The organism is Bordetella sp. H567, assembly GCF_001704295.1.
Classification (GTDB): Bacteria; Pseudomonadota; Gammaproteobacteria; order Burkholderiales; family Burkholderiaceae_B; genus Bordetella_C.
Window position 1 is genome coordinate 1,835,732 of the sequence record NZ_CP012334.1, and the last position, 17,072, is coordinate 1,852,803.

General features: G+C 67.7%; 13 protein-coding genes. 6 read left to right on the forward strand and 7 right to left on the reverse strand.

Annotated elements, in window-relative coordinates:
* Nucleotides 1-60: 60 nt before the first annotated feature.
* Nucleotides 61-699: an LON peptidase substrate-binding domain-containing protein gene (locus AKI39_RS08340; RefSeq protein ID WP_066634418.1), complete on the reverse strand. Its 639-nt coding sequence runs from the start codon at nucleotides 697-699 to the stop codon at nucleotides 61-63.
* A 287-nt stretch (nucleotides 700-986) separates the two neighbouring features.
* Between AKI39_RS08340 and AKI39_RS08345 the strand changes: the two genes are divergently transcribed.
* Complete coding sequence (locus tag AKI39_RS08345; protein ID WP_145925409.1) at nucleotides 987-2,492, forward strand: glycine betaine ABC transporter substrate-binding protein; 1,506 nt, start codon at nucleotides 987-989, stop codon at nucleotides 2,490-2,492.
* 109 nt (nucleotides 2,493-2,601) lie between these two features.
* Here AKI39_RS08345 and AKI39_RS08350 read toward each other — a convergent pair whose 3' ends face one another.
* On the reverse strand, nucleotides 2,602-3,561 hold the full coding sequence (locus AKI39_RS08350) for a Bug family tripartite tricarboxylate transporter substrate binding protein (RefSeq protein ID WP_083229082.1): 960 nt from the start codon (nucleotides 3,559-3,561) through the stop codon (nucleotides 2,602-2,604).
* A 300-nt stretch (nucleotides 3,562-3,861) separates the two neighbouring features.
* Here AKI39_RS08350 and AKI39_RS08355 point away from each other — a divergent pair, with 300 nt between their 5' ends.
* The 3 genes from AKI39_RS08355 to bglX all read left to right on the forward strand — a co-directional run bounded on the left by AKI39_RS08355 (nucleotide 3,862) and on the right by bglX (nucleotide 7,382).
* Nucleotides 3,862-4,446: an NUDIX domain-containing protein gene (locus AKI39_RS08355; protein ID WP_066642496.1), complete on the forward strand. Its 585-nt coding sequence runs from the start codon at nucleotides 3,862-3,864 to the stop codon at nucleotides 4,444-4,446.
* The gene (locus tag AKI39_RS08360; protein WP_066642498.1) at nucleotides 4,443-4,862 is read left to right on the forward strand and encodes a DUF1810 domain-containing protein; all 420 of its coding nucleotides are present in this window, start codon (nucleotides 4,443-4,445) and stop codon (nucleotides 4,860-4,862) included. The genes AKI39_RS08355 and AKI39_RS08360 overlap by 4 nt, the downstream gene beginning before the upstream one ends.
* Nucleotides 4,863-5,063: 201 nt before the next feature.
* A complete protein-coding gene (bglX, locus tag AKI39_RS08365; protein ID WP_066642500.1) occupies nucleotides 5,064-7,382 on the forward strand; it encodes a beta-glucosidase BglX in 2,319 nt (772 codons plus the stop codon).
* Nucleotides 7,383-7,474: 92 nt separating this feature from the next.
* Here the strand turns inward: bglX and folE are convergent, their stop codons facing one another.
* The 3 genes from folE to AKI39_RS08380 form a co-directional block, all read right to left on the reverse strand.
* Nucleotides 7,475-8,020: a GTP cyclohydrolase I FolE gene (gene folE / locus AKI39_RS08370; RefSeq protein ID WP_066634422.1), complete on the reverse strand. Its 546-nt coding sequence runs from the start codon at nucleotides 8,018-8,020 to the stop codon at nucleotides 7,475-7,477.
* Between the two features lie 58 nt (nucleotides 8,021-8,078).
* On the reverse strand, nucleotides 8,079-9,212 hold the full coding sequence (locus tag AKI39_RS08375; RefSeq protein WP_066634423.1) for a hypothetical protein: 1,134 nt from the start codon (nucleotides 9,210-9,212) through the stop codon (nucleotides 8,079-8,081).
* A gap of 87 nt (nucleotides 9,213-9,299) precedes the next feature.
* Nucleotides 9,300-10,217 (reverse strand): LysR family transcriptional regulator, encoded by a 918-nt coding sequence (locus AKI39_RS08380; RefSeq protein ID WP_066642501.1) that lies wholly within the window; start codon nucleotides 10,215-10,217, stop codon nucleotides 9,300-9,302.
* Between the two features lie 235 nt (nucleotides 10,218-10,452).
* Here AKI39_RS08380 and aceB point away from each other — a divergent pair, with 235 nt between their 5' ends.
* Entirely contained in the window at nucleotides 10,453-12,036 is a 1,584-nt protein-coding gene (aceB, locus tag AKI39_RS08385) for a malate synthase A (protein WP_066634424.1), read from the forward strand.
* Nucleotides 12,037-12,183: 147 nt separating this feature from the next.
* Here aceB and AKI39_RS08390 read toward each other — a convergent pair whose 3' ends face one another.
* Nucleotides 12,184-12,594 (reverse strand): gamma-glutamylcyclotransferase family protein, encoded by a 411-nt coding sequence (locus AKI39_RS08390; protein ID WP_066634425.1) that lies wholly within the window; start codon nucleotides 12,592-12,594, stop codon nucleotides 12,184-12,186.
* Nucleotides 12,595-12,713: 119 nt separating this feature from the next.
* On the opposite strand from AKI39_RS08390, the gene clpB reads away from it, so the two are divergent.
* Nucleotides 12,714-15,305 (forward strand): ATP-dependent chaperone ClpB, encoded by a 2,592-nt coding sequence (gene clpB, locus AKI39_RS08395; protein WP_066634427.1) that lies wholly within the window; start codon nucleotides 12,714-12,716, stop codon nucleotides 15,303-15,305.
* Between the two features lie 175 nt (nucleotides 15,306-15,480).
* Here the strand turns inward: clpB and AKI39_RS08400 are convergent, their stop codons facing one another.
* Nucleotides 15,481-17,019 carry an acetolactate synthase large subunit gene (locus tag AKI39_RS08400; protein WP_066634429.1) on the reverse strand — a complete coding sequence of 513 codons (1,539 nt, stop codon included), beginning with the start codon at nucleotides 17,017-17,019 and terminating at the stop codon, nucleotides 15,481-15,483.
* Nucleotides 17,020-17,072: the final 53 nt, after the last annotated feature.

Below are 17,072 nucleotides of genomic sequence, written 5' to 3' on the forward strand. Positions count from 1 at the left end.
GGCGCGCATCCCATCGAGGATGTCCGGGTGGAATGGTCCGAGACTGCTGCGCGCGCGGATCTATGTATCCGTATCGTCGGGCCGCGCCGGCAACAATCCCCGTTCATCCAGCATCGTGTGGATGTGGGCCAGGCGCAATTCCGGGTCGGCGGTCAACAGCAGTTCCTGCTTGGCCGCGGCCGGCAAGGGCAGGATCTCGGCCCAGCGGTCGGCGACCCAGCCGCATTCGTCCAGGCGAAAGGGCGGTGCGATGGGCATGAGGGCGGCAGGGGTGGCCTGCCGCTGCAGATCGGCGATCAAGGCACCCAGGGCATCCGCGGCGGGCTGCAATTGCCGCGGGATCTCACGCGGCGCATCGTCTTCCAGGATCTCGATGTCGCCGCTCCACAGGCCGAATTTGCCTTCCTGCGCCGATAACAGGCGAAACCGGTGCACGCCGGCGCAGACGATCTGCAGCAGGCCCGGCATGGGCGCGGAGGACTCCACGATGCGGGCCAGGGTGCCGGCGCCGGCCAGGACCGCCCGGCCTTCGGGCGTGCGGACCTCGCGGCCTTCCAGCAGCGGGACGACGCCGAAGGACGAACCGTCGGCGATGCACTTGCCGATCATGTCCAGGTAGCGGACCTCGAAGATCCGCAAATGCATGACCCCGTCGGGAAACAGGGCGTTGCCTAGGGGGAATAACGGAATCATCGCCATGCGGCATGATGGCACAATTGACCGTTGCCCGTTAATCCTCGATACCGACTCTTCGCGCCCCGACCCTCCGGATGACTCCGACTCCATTGCCGTTGAAGGCACGCATGCCGCGCGGGTTGCCGCGTATTCCGGGCGCCGGCCCTACTGACGATTTCCATGACGGGACCAGGCGCCCAGGCAAGGGGGGCGGCATGGGCGCCCGCCTCTTCAGGCGATGCCTGGGGGCGATGCTGGCGCTGTTCGCGATAGCGGGACAGGCCACCCCGGCGTCCGCCGCCGCGGGGCTGATGGCGGATGCCGCCGCGCCGCCGCAAGCGGCATCGTCCGCGCGGGAGCTGCGCATCGGCTCCAAGCGCTTCACCGAGTCGTACATCCTGGCCCAATTGCTGGCGCAGCAGGTCGCGCGGCGGACCGGGCAGGTGCCGGCCGTGTCGCAGGGGCTGGGCAATACGGCAATCGTGTACCAGGCCTTGCAGAGCGGGGGCATCGACCTTTATCCCGAATACGCCGGCACCATTTCGCAGGAAATCCTCAAAAGCGATCAGCCTTTGACGCTGGACGAGATGCGGACCCGGCTTGCCGCCCTGGGCCTGGGCGTGGACATTCCCTTCGGTTTCAACGACGGCTACGCGCTGGCGATGCGAGCCGCCGACGCGGACAAGCTGGGCATACGTACGCTGAGCGATCTGGCGCGCCACCCGGAACTGCGCCTGGGGCTGTCCAGCGAATTCATAGGCCGTGCCGACGGCTGGCGCGGCCTGGCCCAGCGCTACGGCCTGCGCCAGAACCCGACCGGCCTGGACCACGGGCTGGCGTACGACGCCATCCAGAAGAAGCAAACCGACGTCATCGATATCTACACCACCGACGCCAAGATCGACGTGCTGGGATTGCGTGTCCTGGAGGATGACCTCAAGTATTTCCCGCGGTATGACGCGGTGGTGCTGTACCGGCAGGACGTGCCGCGGCGTTTTCCCGCGGCCTGGGCGGCGATGCGCGACCTGGCGGGCACCATCGACGAACATGCCATGATCGCCATGAATGCGCGGGCCGAACTGGACGGCGTGCCGTTCGACGCCATCGCGCGCGACCGCCTGGCGTCCGCCGGTGCCGTGCCGGGCGGCGCCACCGATACCGGGGAGCACTATGGATTCTGGCGCAAGCTGATGGGCCCGGACCTGGGGCGGCTGGCCTGGCAGCACTTGCTGCTGGTGTCGGTGGCCGTGCTCATTGCCGTGCTGGTGGCCGTGCCGGCCGGCGTCTTCGTGCACGGCCGCCGCCGGCTGCGCGCGATGGTACTGGGCATGACGGGCCTGCTGCAGACGATTCCGTCGCTGGCCATGCTGGCCATCCTCATCACGGTGACGGGCCGCATCGGCGCGGTACCGGCGCTGGTCGCCTTGACGCTTTACGCCCTGCTGCCCGTCATGCGCAATACGGTGGCGGGCCTGGACGAGGTTTCCTCGGGCATGCGCATGGCGGCCACCGCGCTGGGCATGACGGCTAGCCAGCGCATCATGCTGATCGAGCTGCCGCTGGCGCGCCCCACCATCGTGGCCGGGGTGCGTACGGCCACCTCGATTTCCATCGGCACCGCGACGATTGCCGCCTTCATCGGCGCGGGCGGCTTTGGCGAGCGCATCGTCACGGGGCTGGCGCTGAACGATGGCCAGTTGCTGCTGGCGGGGGCTTTGCCGGCCGCCGCCATGGCGCTGGCCAGCGAGCTGCTGTTCGAGCTGGCGGACTGGCGGCTGCGCCGGCATACGGGCCAGAACGAGGACTACGCCCGCTAGGCCTGTTGACGCTGGAAAGAGCCTCGCATGGCCGCGCTCGCGGTGGCGCGCCCATCATGCCGTGCGGGCGCCTGGTTGCGCCAGGCGTGCCAGCCCCTGCGCCGTGCGCCTACTCCGCCTTCGCGCCCATCTGCTTGACCAGCGCGCTCCACTTCGCCTGTTCCTTGCGGGTGAACGCACCGAAGGCTTCCGCGCTGCCGCCCACCGGGTCGGCGCCTTCGGCCGTCATTTTGTCCTTCAGGCTGGGAAGCGCCGCGTTCACGGCCTTGTTCAAGGTGGCGATGGTGGCGGGCGGGGTGCCCTTGGGCGCGAACATGCCGAACCAGGAGCCGGCTTCGAAGCCCGGGAAGCCGTTTTCCGCGATGGTCGGCACGTCGGGCATGGAGGCGGAGCGGCGGATGCTGCTGACCGCGAGCGCGCGCAGCTTGCCGGCCTTGATCTGTCCGATGACCGAGGGAATGGTGGCGAACATGAACTGTACGCGGCCGCTGAGCAGGTCGGTCAGCGCGTCCGCGCCCTTGTACGGAATATGCGTGGCCTGCACGCCGATCTTTTGCATGAGCATATAGCTGGCCAGGTGCGACGACGTGCCGATCCCGGTGGAGCTGTAGTTCAGCTTGCCCGAATGCTGCTTGGCGTAGGCGATGAACTCGGCGACGTTATGCACGGGCGTATCGGGCGGCACCACCAGCACGTTCGGGACATCGGCGAACTGCACGACGGGCACCAGGTCGGTCAACGGGTCGTAATCGAGCTTGTTCAAGCTGGAATTGACCGCGATCGGGCCGACGGACGCGGCCAGCAGCGTGTAGCCGTCCGGCGCGGCGCGCGCGACGTACTCGCTGCCGATATTGCCACCCGCGCCGGGACGGTTTTCGATGATGAAGGTCTGCTTCAGCGATTCGCTGATCTTGTTGCCGATGGCGCGGGTCAGGATGTCGGTCGTCCCGCCCGCGGTAAATGCCACGACGATCTTGACGGGCTTGTCCGGGTAATCGGCGCGCGCCGCCGCCGGCGCGATGCTTGCGGCAATCGCCAGGGCGGTGAATGCGCGGACGATGGTTTTCATGGGCATGTTGCTCCTCCTTATGTGTTTTGTCGGGCGCGCCGGGCGCGGCCGGCGGCTCTGCATCTTCTCACATGCCGGATCAGCCGTGCACGGCCCGCCGCGCGCTCGCGCGTGCCGGCATGCGATGCCGAGCCCGCCATTTTTCCTGGCGTAGCGTGAGAATGTCGGCACGGCTGCGGCATGCGCGACCACAGCTGCTAAAGTTGGAACTCTTTCCCGCGGGATCTTCTTTTCCGTTGGGCGCACTTTCCCTGTTGGATCTTTTCCCCCGCCGTGGACGACCCCGTGAATACGAACGATATGGATACGAACAACGACGCTCACCTCGTGGAAAAACCCCTGAAGCAGGAAACGCTGTTCGAGGGCGGTTTCCTGCGCGCGCGACGCGATACGGTGCAATTGCCCAATGGGCATAGCACCACCCGCGAATACATCGTCCATCCCGGCGCAGTGGTGGTGGTGCCGATGCTGGACGATGGGCGCGTCCTGATGGTGCGCCAGTATCGCTACCCCATCGGCCGCGTGATGACGGAGTTCCCGGCCGGCAAGCTGGATCCCGGCGAAGACCCGCTGGTGTGCGGCCAGCGCGAGCTGCTGGAGGAAACGGGCTACCGCGGCGGGGCGTGGGCGGCGGCGGGCGCCATGCACGTGGCCATTGCGTATTCCACCGAGATCATCCATATCTTCTTTGCGCGTGGCCTGCAGCCCGGTCCGGCGCAGACGGACGCCGACGAATTCGTCGATGTCCATCCCATGACGGTCGATGCGCTCTTTGCCGCCTGCCGCAATGGCGACATCACCGATTCCAAGACGCTCACCTGCGCGTTGTGGCTGCAGAACGTGCTAAGTGGCGCGTGGGAGTTGACATGGAAACCAGCGAACTGAACGATCCCTACGACCTGCGGCGTTTCGTGGCCGCGCAGGATCCGGTCTTCGACGCGGTCTGCGCGGAACTGGCGGCCGGCCGCAAGCGCAGCCATTGGATGTGGTTCATCTTTCCCCAGATCCAGGGCCTGGGCCGCAGCGACATGGCGTGGCGCTACGCCATCTCGGGCCTGGACGAGGCCCGTGCCTATCTTCACCATCCCGTGCTGGGGCCGCGGCTGAAGCGGGCCTGCGAGCTGACGGCCCGCGCGCCCGCGTCCTCGGCCGAGGATATCTTCGGGCCGGTGGACGCGGTGAAGTTCCGGTCTTGCCTGACGCTCTTCGATCGGGCGGCGCCGCAGGAAACCCTGTTTCGCGCCTGCCTGGACCGCTTCTTCGATGGCCAGGCCGATCCGCTGACCTTGTCGCGCCTGTAGCGCTGCCGCTTCCGTACCGTCCACGGGGTCTGTAGCCCCTGTCGCGCGTCCGCGGGCCGTCCGTGGACGGCCGCTCGCGGTATTTCGCGGCCCCCGACGGCGATGTGGCAAACTTGGTCCCCGCCGGGTCCCCACCGGGCCCCGGCGCCGGCCGCCAGGCCGGCGCGTATCCCACATCGACAACAACAGAGACGCATGCGCATGAAAAAGCTACGTTTGACGCTCCCCTTGCTGATCGCGCTGGCCGGCGCCCCGGCATTTGGCCAAACGGGCAATCCTTCAAGCAATCCGCCTTCCATGATGCGCGAGCAGGCGGCGCGCGAAGCGTATATCGACGACCTCATGCGGCGCATGACGGTGGATGAAAAGATCGGCCAGCTGCGGCTCGTCAGCCTGCCCGCCGGCGCCCATCCGGACAGGGCCAAATTCGCCGCCGACATCCGCGCCGGCAAGGTCGGCGCGATATTCAACACCGTGACGCCCCAGGACATACGCGTACTGCAGGACGCCGCCATGCAGGGCCGGCTGAAGATCCCGCTGTTCTTCGCCTATGACGTCATCCATGGCCAGCGCACGATCTTCCCCATCGGCCTGGGCCTGGCCTCCACCTGGAACATGGATGCCATCCGGCGAACGGGCCGCGTGTCCGCGATCGAGGCCAGCGCGGACGGACTGGACCTCACGTGGTCGCCGATGGTCGATATTTCGCGCGATCCGCGCTGGGGCCGCAATTCCGAAGGCTTCGGCGAGGACACCACCCTGACGTCGCGCATCGGCGCCGAACTGGTCAAGGGCTATCAGGGCGACGATCCCGCCGCGCCGGGCAGCATCATGGCGGTGGTCAAGCATTTCGCCGCCTACGGCGCCGTCGAAGGTGGCCGCGATTACAACACCGTGGACATGAGCCCGCAGCGCCTGTTCCAGGATTACCTGCCGCCCTACAAGGCGGCGCTGGACGCGGGCGCGGCAGGGGTGATGATCGCCCTGAATTCGCTGAACGGCGTGCCGGCCACCGGCGACAAATGGCTGCTGCAGGACGTGCTGCGCAAGCAGTGGGGCTTCAAGGGCATCACCATCAGCGATCACGGCGCGATCATGGAGATGATCAAGCATGGCGTGGCGGCCGACGGCCGCGACGCCGCCAGGCTGGCCATCTCCGCCGGCGCCGACATGAGCATGAGCGACTCGATGTACGGCGACAACCTGAAGCCCTTGCTGGAAAGCGGCCGCATCGCCATGGCGGACCTGGACCGCGCGACCCGCGACGTGCTGCGGGTCAAGTACGATCTGGGCTTGTTCCGCGACCCGTATCGCCATCTCGGGCCGCCGGCGAACGATCCGCCCGACGTCAACGCCGAAAGCCGCCTGCATCGCGGCGCGGCGCGGGAGGTCGCGCGCGAAAGCCTGGTGCTGCTGAAGAACCAGGGCGGGGTGCTGCCGCTGCGCAAGCAGGGCACCATCGCGGTCGTCGGCCCGCTGGCCAAGAGCCAGCGCGACATGATGGGCAACTGGTCCGCGGCCGGCCGGACGGAGCAGACCGTGTCCCTGTACCAGGGCTTGGTCAACGCCGTCGGCGACCGGGCGCGGCTGCTGTATGCGAAGGGCGCGAACGTCGTCGACGACCCGGAGATCGTCAAGTACCTGAACCTGTATGAAGAGGACGTGGATGTGGGCCCAGGCACGCCCGCTCAGCTGATCGACGAGGCCGTGGCGGCCGCGCGCCAGGCCGACGTGGTGCTGGCGGTGGTGGGGGAATCCCAGGGCATGGCGCACGAGGCATCCAGCCGTACCGACATCGTCATTCCCGAGAGCCAGGTCAAGCTGCTGCACGCCCTGAAGGCGACCGGCAAGCCGCTGGTGGTGGTGTTGATGAACGGACGCCCGCTGGCCCTGGGCTGGGAGAACGACAACGCCGACGCCCTGCTGGAAACCTGGTTCGCCGGCACCGAGGGCGGCAATGCCGTCGCCGATGTGCTGTTCGGCGACTACAACCCGTCGGGCAAGCTGCCCATGACGTTCCCGCGTTCGGTGGGGCAGATCCCCATCTACTACAGCCATCTGAACACGGGTCGGCCGTTCGACCCCCTGCATCCGGACAAATACACGTCGCGGTATTTCGATGCGCCCAATGGCCCGCTGTTTCCCTTCGGCTATGGCCTGAGCTACACCACGTTCGCGCTTTCGGATGTCGACTTGTCCGGCCCGGCGATGACGCGCGGCGGCACCGTGCAGGCCAGCGTGACGGTGACCAATACCGGCGATCGCGATGGCGCGACCGTGGTGCAGCTGTACATCCAGGATCCGGTCGCCTCCGTCAGCCGGCCGGTCAAGGAGTTGAAGCATTTCCAGAAGGTGATGCTGAAGGCCGGCGAATCGCGCAAGGTTGCGTTCACGATCGACGAGGACGACCTGGCTTTCTACAACGCCCAGCTGCACTACGGCGCCGAGCCGGGATTATTCAAGGTCTACGTGGGACTGGATTCGCAGGACGTGAAGCAGGCCAGCTTCACCTTGAAGTAGGCGCCAGGCGCGCGGCGCCGCCGCTGGCCCGGGGGGCAGGCAAGGAGGGCGCCGCGCAAGGCAGCCGCCGGGCCGCGGGCGCGGCGGCCGCCTTAGCGGATCAGGTCCATGAACTCCGACCGCGTGGCCGCATTGTCGTGGAATTCGCCCAGCATGACCGAGGTCACCATGGACGAATTCTGCTTCTCCACCCCGCGCATCATCATGCACATGTGCTGCGCCTCGATGACCACCGCCACGCCGGCGGCGCCCGTTACCTGCTGGACGGCCTCGGCGATCTGGCGGCTGAGGTTTTCCTGGATCTGCAGGCGCCGTGCGTACATGTCCACGATGCGCGCCACCTTGGAAAGCCCCAGCACCTTGCCGTTGGGCAGATAGCCCACGTGCGCCTTGCCGATGAAGGGCAGTATGTGGTGCTCGCACAGGGAATACAGCTCGATGTTCTTGACCAGGACGATTTCCTTGGTGTCCGACGTGAACAAGGCGCCGTTGACGATTTCGTGCAGGTTCTGGCCGTAGCCGCGGCACAGGTACTGCATGGCCTTGGCGGCGCGCAGCGGCGTGTCGCGCAGGCCTTCCCGGGAAGGGTCTTCTCCGAGTTGTTGCAGGATGGCGGTGTAGTGTTCTTCGAGCGACATGATGGTGGCGTGCCTGAGCGTGCATGAACGGGGTATCGAAGCGATACGATACCAGCCGTTACCGGGGTGGGGATATCGTCCGGGTATCGTCGGCCGGGCGGCCTAGCCGCGGCGACGATGGGGGTGGCGCGGCGCAGGCCGCCGCGCCTGGGCCCGTCCTGGCGTCGGGGCCCAGCAGCGCGCGCGCGCCGCATTCCGAGCCGAAGATGCCGCGCTGGTCGTGTCCCACGCCGGTCACTTCGTAGGCATGATGGACATTCTGCTTCAGCGCGGGCAGCCAGGCCTCGTAGCGCAGGTAGGCGCGTCCGCGCGACAGCCGGGTCGCGCCCTGCGCCTCCGCGCCGCAGCGCTTGTCCAGCCAGCGCTGCTCCGGATTGGTGTCGGCGGCGCCCAGCAGATAGGTGACGGCGCGGCTTGCGTAGCGCGTCGCCAGGCGCTTGGCGTCCTGGGGATGCAGATCGTGGGGCAGGTGGTCCAGCCCGTAGCGGAAATCGTTGAACTCGGGGCACAAGCCGCGGTTGTAGGGGCCGAAACCGCCATCGGCGCGCGGGCGGTCCGTCGTGAAATACAGGTACGAGGACGGATTGGCGATGACGTAGCGCAGTGCCACGCCGCGCTTGCGCACGGCTTCGTCGATGTTGTTCAGGACGGCGTAGCGCTGCAGCATCTGGGCGCCGGCGGAATGGCCCGCCAGCACGACGTCGCGCAGCGCGGGCAGCGTATGGCGGTCGCCCAGCCATTCCACCAGGTCGTCCAGCACGTCGAAGGAGCCGATGGGCGCCGGACGACCCGCCGCCTTGACGCTGTCGCCGTCGGCGATCCAGCGCTGGCGGTGCCAGGCGGGCATGCGCTCGAAGCCGCGGTCGATGGTGTCCGCGAACTTCGGCGCGATCACCAGCGTGTTGTCCATGGCGGCGGGATTCATCCATAGCAGGCCGGCCGCCGTTTCGTAATAGCGGTCGGCGTCCCGCTGCACGCCGTGCACGATGACGATGACGTGTTCGACGCGGGCCAGCTTGTCCGCGGTCAAGGTGCGGCTGGCGTAGACCGGAAAGGGATAGCGATGCGCACGGGCCCCCAGTTGCACCGTTTGCCAAGCCGGCGCACCGATGCGGGGCGGTCCGTTTTCGTCCTGGGCCCGGGCGGATACGGCGGCGCACAGCGCCAGCAAAAGGCAAAAAACCAAGCGCATGGGGGTTCCGGGCGAATGCGGCCGCGGCCGCGGGATGGCATGCCGCGCATTGTAGGGCGCGGCGCGTGGCAATGCGCTGAATCTGCGTCAGCCCGATCCGGGTTCGCCCCAGTAGCCGGGGTCCGCGTAGGCATGGCGCAACAGGTCCACGAAGGCCCGCACGCGCGCCGGCGTGTGCTTGCGCTCGGGCAGCATCGCATAGATGCCGTTGGGCGGGGCGCAGTAGTCGTCCAGCACGGTTTTCAGCCGGCCGCTGGCCAGGTCCTGCTGCACTTCCCACATCGACCGCCAGGCCAGGCCGCAGCCCGCCAGCGTCCATTGATGCAGCACGCTGCCGTCGCTGCATTCCAGCCGGCCGCCGACGCGATAGGGCGTAAGCTGTCCGTTGACGCGGAACAGCCATCCGCGCGACTGGTTGGCCTGGCTGCCGAAGGACAGGCAATGATGGCTTGCCAGGTCCGCCGGCGTGCGCGGTGTGCCATGCCGGGCCAGATAGGCGGGCGCCGCGACGACGACGCGCCGGTTGTCGGCCAGGCGGATGGCCACCATGTCGGAATCGTGCAGGTCGCCGATGCGTACGGCGCAGTCGTAGCGCTCCTCGATCAGGTCGGCCAGGCGGTCGCTCAGGTCCAGGGTGACGCTGACGTCGGGGTAGCGCTCGGCGTAGCCGGGTAGGAGGGGGGCGACGTGGCGCCGGCCGAAGCCCGCCGGCGCCGTGATGCGCAGCAGGCCGGTGGGACGCGCGCTACCCTGCGCCACCAGGCTTTCGGAGTCGTTCAGGTCGCGCAGGATGCGCTGCGCGTCCTCCAGTAGCGTGCCGCCCTCGGCCGTCAGGGAAATGCGGCGCGTGGAGCGCACCAGCAGCTTCACGCCCAGGCGGGCTTCCAGCGCATCGATGCGTCGGCCGATCATGGCGGGAGCGACCCCTTCGGCCCGTGCGGCGGCGGACAGGCTGCCCAGGGAGGCCACGTCGACGAAGGTCTGGAGTTGCTTGAAACGGTCCATGGCAGGCAGTGAAGCGGCGTGGCCGGCGAACCTGCGGCGCTGGCGGCACCGGGGCGGCCAGGCCATGCCGCCGGGCATAGTGTCGGACGGCCGGCGTGTGCCGCCCAGCAGGGTCGCGGGCATACGCGCGGCCACTTTTGCAGAAAAATAAAAGATGAATCTACTTTTATATGGTTTTTAATTCAATATCCGCTTCGTACACTGGCGGACACAGGATTCTTCCGCGGAGACTTCAATGACCCTGAAACTGCCCGCGGGCGTCGCCATCGACGCCCCCATCGAACCCGGCTTCGAGACGGTGCTGACGCATGATGCGCTGGCGCTGGTCGCCGACCTGCATCGCACTTTCGAGGCCCGGCGCCAGGAACTGCTGGCCGCCCGCGCGGCCCGCGCCAAGCGCCTGGACGCCGGCGAGAAGCCGGATTTCCTGCCCGATACCCGGCACATCCGCGACGGCGACTGGACCATCGCGCCCATCCCGGAAGACCTGAAGTGCCGGCGCGTGGAAATCACCGGCCCGGTCGAGCGCAAAATGGTGATCAACGCCCTGAATTCCGGCGCCGACAGCTACATGACGGATTTCGAGGACTCCAATACGCCGAACTGGCACAACCAGATTTCCGGCCAGATCAACCTGATGGACGCCGTGCGCCGCACGATACGCCTGGAGCAGGGCGGCAAGACCTATCAGCTGAACGACAAGACCGCGGTGCTGCTGGTGCGGCCGCGCGGCTGGCACCTGGACGAGAAGCACGTCACGGTGGACGGCAAGCGCGTCTCCGGCGGCATCTTCGACTTCGCCCTGTACTTCTTCCATAACGCCAGGGAATTGCTGGCGCGCGGCAGCGGGCCGTACTTCTACCTGCCCAAGATGGAAAGCCACCTGGAAGCCCGCCTGTGGAACGACGTCTTCGTCCACACGCAGAAGGCGCTGGGGATCGCGCAGGGCACGATCAAGGCGACCGTCCTGGTGGAGACCATCCTGGCGGCCTTCGAGATGGACGAGATCCTGTACGAGCTGCGCGAGCACAGCGCCGGGCTCAATGCCGGCCGCTGGGACTATATCTTCAGCTGCATCAAGAAATTCAAGGTGGAACGCGATTTCTGCCTGGCCGACCGCGCCAAGGTGACGATGACCGCGCCCTTCATGCGCGCGTACGCGCTGCTGCTGCTGAAGACCTGCCATCGCCGCAACGCGCCGGCCATCGGCGGCATGAGCGCGCTGATCCCCATCAAGAGCGATCCGGTCAAGAACGAGCAGGCCATGGCGGGCATCCGCGCCGACAAAACGCGCGACGCCACCGACGGCTACGACGGGGGCTGGGTGGCGCACCCGGGCCTGGTCTCCGTGGCCATGGAAGAGTTCGTCAAGGTGCTGGGCGACGCACCGAACCAGATCGGCAAGCAGCGTCCGGACGTCGACGTCAAGGCCGCCGATCTGCTCGATTTCCAGCCCGAGGCGCCCATCACCGAAACCGGCCTGCGCATGAACATCAACGTCGGCATCCATTACCTGGGGTCCTGGCTGGACGGCAACGGCTGCGTGCCCATCCACAACCTGATGGAAGACGCCGCCACGGCGGAAATCTCCCGTTCGCAGGTGTGGCAGTGGATCCGTTCGCCCAAGGGCGTGCTGGAAGACGGCACCAAGGTGACCGCGGCGCTGGTGCGCAAGCTCATCCCGGAAGAGCTTGTGAAGGTGCATGAAGTCGCCGGCCCCAGCCAGGCCTATGACCGTGCCGCCCGGATATTCGAGCAGATGAGCACCCAGGACGATTTCGCGGAATTCCTGACGCTGCCGCTGTACGAGGAAGTCTGAGGCCCGCGGCCTGCACGGGTGCGCGGCGGGCCGCCGGCCTGCCGCGCCGCTGGGCTACCGGGAGGCTGAAGCCGCCGCGCCCTCCGGGTCGCCGCGCCCCTGGTCCCGGGGCCCGTTGAAGCGCCGTGCCGCGCCGGTGCCGGCCGGCTATCCCTGGCGGCTTTTACGATGCGTGATCCAGTCGGTCGCCTCGGTGCGTATCGCGTCGCCGATGTGGGCGGGGTCGATGGGATAGTAGTAGCAGTCCAGTTCCCGGCCCGCCACCGCCAGCCGCAGCCGGCGGCGCACGAAGCAGGATCCGCCGGCGGGGTCGTATTCCTCGATGGCGTCCATCATAGGCAGCAGGGCGGGATCGATGCGGTAGACGTCGCCCGTCACGGGCAAGCCATCCGGGTCCGGCAGCAGTCCGGGCCAGTCGCCGAAGTCGTACAGCCGGCCGCGCAATTGGGCGGCGCCGGCGTATTCCGGCGCGGGCAGGCCGGCGCGCGCCGCCGCGGCGGCCAGGTCGTTGATTTCCCCCCGGCGCAGGGTGCCGTAGACGAAAACGTAGGTATCCATCCGCTCCGTGTATCGCTTATCGTGAGGGCGGGCATTGAAATCCCGCCCGGGCGCCCGCATTTGTGGAACATCGAGCCGGCCGTCGGGTCGGGCTCCAACCCTACAAGCCGACCACAATTATGCGATTCGACAAGCTCACCACCAAGTTCCAGCAGGCCTTGGCCGATGCCCAGAGCCTGGCCGCCCGCAACGACCACCCCTACATCGAGCCCGTGCACGTCCTTTCCGCCCTGATCGGGGATCCCGACAGCGGCGCCTCCAGCCTGCTGGCGCGCGCCGGCGTGGCGGTCAACCGCCTGCCCTCGGCGATCGACTCCGCGCTGAAGTCGCTGCCCCAGGTGCACGGCGAAACCAACGTGCAGGTCGGACGCGACCTGCAAAACGTGCTCACGCGCACCGACAAGGAAGCGGCGCGGCGTGGCGATACCTATATCGCCAGCGAGCTCTTCCTGTTGGCACTGGCCGACGACAAGGGCGATGCGGGCCGCATCCTGCGCGATGCCGGCCTGCAGAAGAAGGCCCTGGAAGCCGCCGTGGACGCCGTGCGCGGCGGCGAGGCGGTGCAGGGCGCGGAAGGCGAGTCCAACCGCCAGGCCCTGGCCAAATACACCCTGGACCTGACCGACCGCGCGCGTCAGGGCAAGCTCGATCCGGTGATCGGCCGGGACGACGAAATCCGCCGCACCATCCAGATCCTGCAGCGCCGCACCAAGAACAATCCCGTGCTGATCGGCGAGCCGGGCGTCGGCAAGACCGCCATTGTGGAAGGCCTGGCCCAGCGCATCGTCAATGACGAGGTACCGGAAAGCCTGCGCGGCAAGCGCGTGCTGTCGCTGGACATGGCGGCGCTGCTGGCGGGCGCCAAGTTTCGCGGCGAATTCGAAGAGCGGCTGAAGGCCGTCCTGAAGGAGTTGTCGCAGGACGACGGCAGCAACATCGTCTTCATCGACGAGCTGCACACCATGGTGGGCGCGGGCAAGGCCGAAGGCGCCATCGATGCGGGCAATATGCTCAAGCCGGCGCTGGCGCGCGGCGAGCTGCATTGCATCGGCGCGACCACGCTCGACGAATACCGCAAGTACATCGAAAAGGACGCCGCGCTCGAACGCCGCTTCCAGAAGGTGCTCGTCGACGAGCCGGACGTGGAGTCGACGATCGCCATCCTGCGCGGCCTGCAGGAGCGCTATGAACTGCACCACGGCGTGGACATCACCGACCCCGCCATCGTGGCCGCGGCCGAACTGTCGCACCGCTACATTACGGACCGCTTCCTGCCGGACAAGGCCATCGACCTCATCGACGAGGCGGCGGCGCGCATCCGCATGGAAATCGATTCCAAGCCCGAAGTCATGGACCGGCTGGACCGCCGCATCATCCAGCTGAAGATCGAGCGCGAAGCGGTCAAGAAGGAGACCGACGACGGTTCCAAGCGCCGTCTGGGCGTCATCGAGGACGAACTCGAGAAACTCCAGCGCGAATACAACGACTACGAGGAAATCTGGAAGGCGGAAAAAGCCGCGGTGCAGGGCAGCCAGGCCATCAAGGAACAGATCGACCAGGCGCGGGCCGAAATGGCCGAATTGCAGCGCAAGGGCCAGTTCGACAAGCTGGCCGAGCTGCAGTACGGCAAGCTGCCCGAACTGGAGGCCCGCCTGAAGTCCGCGGAAAGCGGCGCTCAGCAAGCCGAATCGGGCAATCGGCCGCGGCTGCTGCGCACGCAGGTCGGCGCCGAGGAAATCGCCGAGGTCGTGTCGCGCGCCACGGGCATCCCCGTCTCGAAGATGATGCAGGGCGAACGCGAGAAGCTGCTGGAGATGGAAGGCTTCCTGCACCGCCGCGTGGTGGGGCAGGACGAGGCCGTGCGCCTGGTTTCCGATGCCATCCGGCGTTCGCGCGCCGGGCTGTCCGATCCGTCGCGGCCCTATGGCTCCTTCCTGTTCCTGGGCCCGACCGGCGTGGGCAAGACCGAGCTGACCCGCGCGCTGGCCGACTTCCTGTTCGATTCCGAAGAGCACATGATCCGCATCGACATGAGCGAATTCATGGAGAAGCACTCGGTGGCTCGCCTGATCGGCGCGCCCCCGGGATATGTGGGCTACGAGGAAGGCGGCTACCTGACCGAGGCCGTGCGCCGCAAACCGTACAGCGTGATCCTGCTGGACGAAGTGGAAAAGGCGCACCCGGATGTGTTCAACGTGCTGCTGCAGGTGCTGGACGACGGCCGCCTGACCGACGGCCAGGGCCGCACGGTGGACTTCCGCAACACGGTGATCGTGATGACGTCCAACCTGGGTTCTCAGCATATCCAGACCATGGCCGGCAAGCCCTACGAGGTCATCAAGGAAGTCGTGTGGGATGAACTGAAGCAGTCGTTCCGGCCGGAATTCCTGAACCGGATCGACGAAGTCGTCGTGTTCCACGGGCTGGAAGCGCAGCACATCGAATCCATCGCCCGGATCCAGCTCAAGCGCCTGGCGCAGCGGCTGGAGAAGCAGGAAATGCAGCTGGAAGTGTCGGATGCCGCGCTGGCGGAAATCGCCAGGGCCGGTTTCGACCCGGTGTTCGGCGCGCGTCCCTTGAAGCGCGCCATCCAGCAGCAGATCGAAAACCCGGTCGCCAAGTTGATCCTGGAAGGGCGGTTCGGCCCGCGCGACGTGGTGCCGGTGGACCTGCGCGACGGCAAGCTGGTGTTCGAGCGCACGCTGCAGTGATGGGGCGGCGCATCGATAGAGGGTCGAAGGGACGGGCCTGCAATATCCGGCCCGATATCCCAAGCCCCGGACTCCAGCCCTGAAACTACAGGGCCTGGGCAAGACCGGTGGGGTCCAAGCCCTGGAAAGGCGCCGTATTCGCGGCGCCTTTTTTTATCCGGGCTGCCCCGCGCCTTTAGATGACCAGCTCGATCAGGAAGGGTCCCTTGCGGCGATTCGCCGTGGCGAACAGGTCGGCGAATGCTTCCATGGTGTCCGCCTGCGCGGCCTCCACGCCCATGCCGTTGGCGATCTTGACCCATTCCAGGTTGGGACGGGTCAGGTCCAGCATGTCGATGGCCGTCTTGCCGGCTGCCGCGCCCACCCCTTGCAGTTCGCCCAGCAGGATCGCGTATTTGCGGTTGGCCAGGATGACGGTGGTCACGTCCAGCTGCTCGCGTGCCTGGGTCCATAGCGCCTGCACGGTGTACATGGCCGAGCCGTCCGCCTGCAGCGATACGATGCGCCGGCCGGGCGCGCCGATGGCCGCGCCGGTGGCCAGCGGCAGGCCGTTGCCGATGGCGCCGCCCGTGATCTGCAGCCAGTCGTGCGGCACCGTATTGGCGGTGCCGGGATAGAAGGCGCGGCCGAAGCTCACGCCCTCGTCGACGATGACGGCGTTCTCCGGCAGCAGGGCGGAGACCGTCTGGGCCACGGCCTCCGACGTGACCGCGCCGCGCGCCGGCGCCATCGCGACGCGTTCGGCCACGGGGGCATCCGTGCGGGCATCCAGGGCCTGCGCCAGGCGCGACAGTGCGTCCGGCAAGTCCTGGTCTTCGCGCGCCAGCACGTGCACGATGCAATCCTCCGGGTACATCACCGCGGGCTTGTCGGGATAGGCGAAGAAGGCCACCGGCGCCTTGGCGCCCACCAGGATCAGGTGCTTGATGCCCTTGAGCGCCGCCACGGCCGGTTCGACCGCATAGGGCAGGCGGGCCACGGGATAGCGGCCGGCGCCGCGTTCGACGCGCCGGTTGGAAGTAGGCGCCATGACCCGCACGCCGGTCTTGTGCGCGATGCGCCCGGCGGTGGCCAGGGGGCCGGCGCGCAGGGCCGAATTGCCGATGAACAGCAGGGCCGGTTCGCCGCCGCGCAGCACGCGGGCCACGGCCGATATGGCTCCTTCGTCGACGCGCGGCGCCGGCGGCGGTGCCAGGGGTTCCGCCACGACGCCGCCGGGATTCCAGCAGGTATCGGACGGGGCGATCAGCGTGGCAATCTGGCCCGGCGCCATGCGCGCGGCCTGCACGGCGGCAGCGGCGTCCAGGCCCAGGGTGGCGGCGTCCGTGGCGGTGCGCGTCCAGGCGGAAACGGGCCGCGCCCAACCCTCCGTGTCCGCCGTCAAGGGGGCATCGAGCGGGCGATGGTGGGTGGCCTGCTCGCCGACGATATTGACGATGGGCGAATTGGCGCGCCGGGCGTTGTGCAGGTTCGCCAGCCCGTTGGCCAGGCCCGGCCCGCAATGCAGCAGCGTGGCGGCCGGCCTGTCGGCCATGCGGGCATAACCGTCCGCGGCGCCCGTGACCACGCCTTCGGCGAGGGCCAGCACGCAACGCATGCCGGGGATGCGGTCCAGCGCCGAGACGAAGTGCATTTCGCTGGTGCCGGGATTGGCGAAGCAGGTATCGATGCCGCTTTTCAGCAGCGTGTGGACCAGGCTTTCGGCGCCGTTCATGGTGTCCTCATGGTGTGATGGCACGGATGAGGGCAAAGTGTACGCCGGTGGGG

Coding starts and splice junctions, on each gene's coding strand:
- AKI39_RS08375 (WP_066634423.1), bottom strand. CDS start 9,212: ATGCGCTTGGTTTTTTGCCTTTTGCTGGCGCTGTGCGCCGCCGTATCC.
- AKI39_RS08400 (WP_066634429.1), bottom strand. CDS start 17,019: ATGAACGGCGCCGAAAGCCTGGTCCACACGCTGCTGAAAAGCGGCATC.
- AKI39_RS08350 (WP_083229082.1), bottom strand. CDS start 3,561: ATGAAAACCATCGTCCGCGCATTCACCGCCCTGGCGATTGCCGCAAGC.
- folE (WP_066634422.1), bottom strand. CDS start 8,020: ATGTCGCTCGAAGAACACTACACCGCCATCCTGCAACAACTCGGAGAA.
- bglX (WP_066642500.1), top strand. CDS start 5,064: ATGAAAAAGCTACGTTTGACGCTCCCCTTGCTGATCGCGCTGGCCGGC.
- clpB (WP_066634427.1), top strand. CDS start 12,714: ATGCGATTCGACAAGCTCACCACCAAGTTCCAGCAGGCCTTGGCCGAT.
- AKI39_RS08355 (WP_066642496.1), top strand. CDS start 3,862: ATGGATACGAACAACGACGCTCACCTCGTGGAAAAACCCCTGAAGCAG.
- aceB (WP_066634424.1), top strand. CDS start 10,453: ATGACCCTGAAACTGCCCGCGGGCGTCGCCATCGACGCCCCCATCGAA.
- AKI39_RS08345 (WP_145925409.1), top strand. CDS start 987: ATGGCGGATGCCGCCGCGCCGCCGCAAGCGGCATCGTCCGCGCGGGAG.
- AKI39_RS08340 (WP_066634418.1), bottom strand. CDS start 699: ATGGCGATGATTCCGTTATTCCCCCTAGGCAACGCCCTGTTTCCCGAC.
- AKI39_RS08380 (WP_066642501.1), bottom strand. CDS start 10,217: ATGGACCGTTTCAAGCAACTCCAGACCTTCGTCGACGTGGCCTCCCTG.
- AKI39_RS08390 (WP_066634425.1), bottom strand. CDS start 12,594: ATGGATACCTACGTTTTCGTCTACGGCACCCTGCGCCGGGGGGAAATC.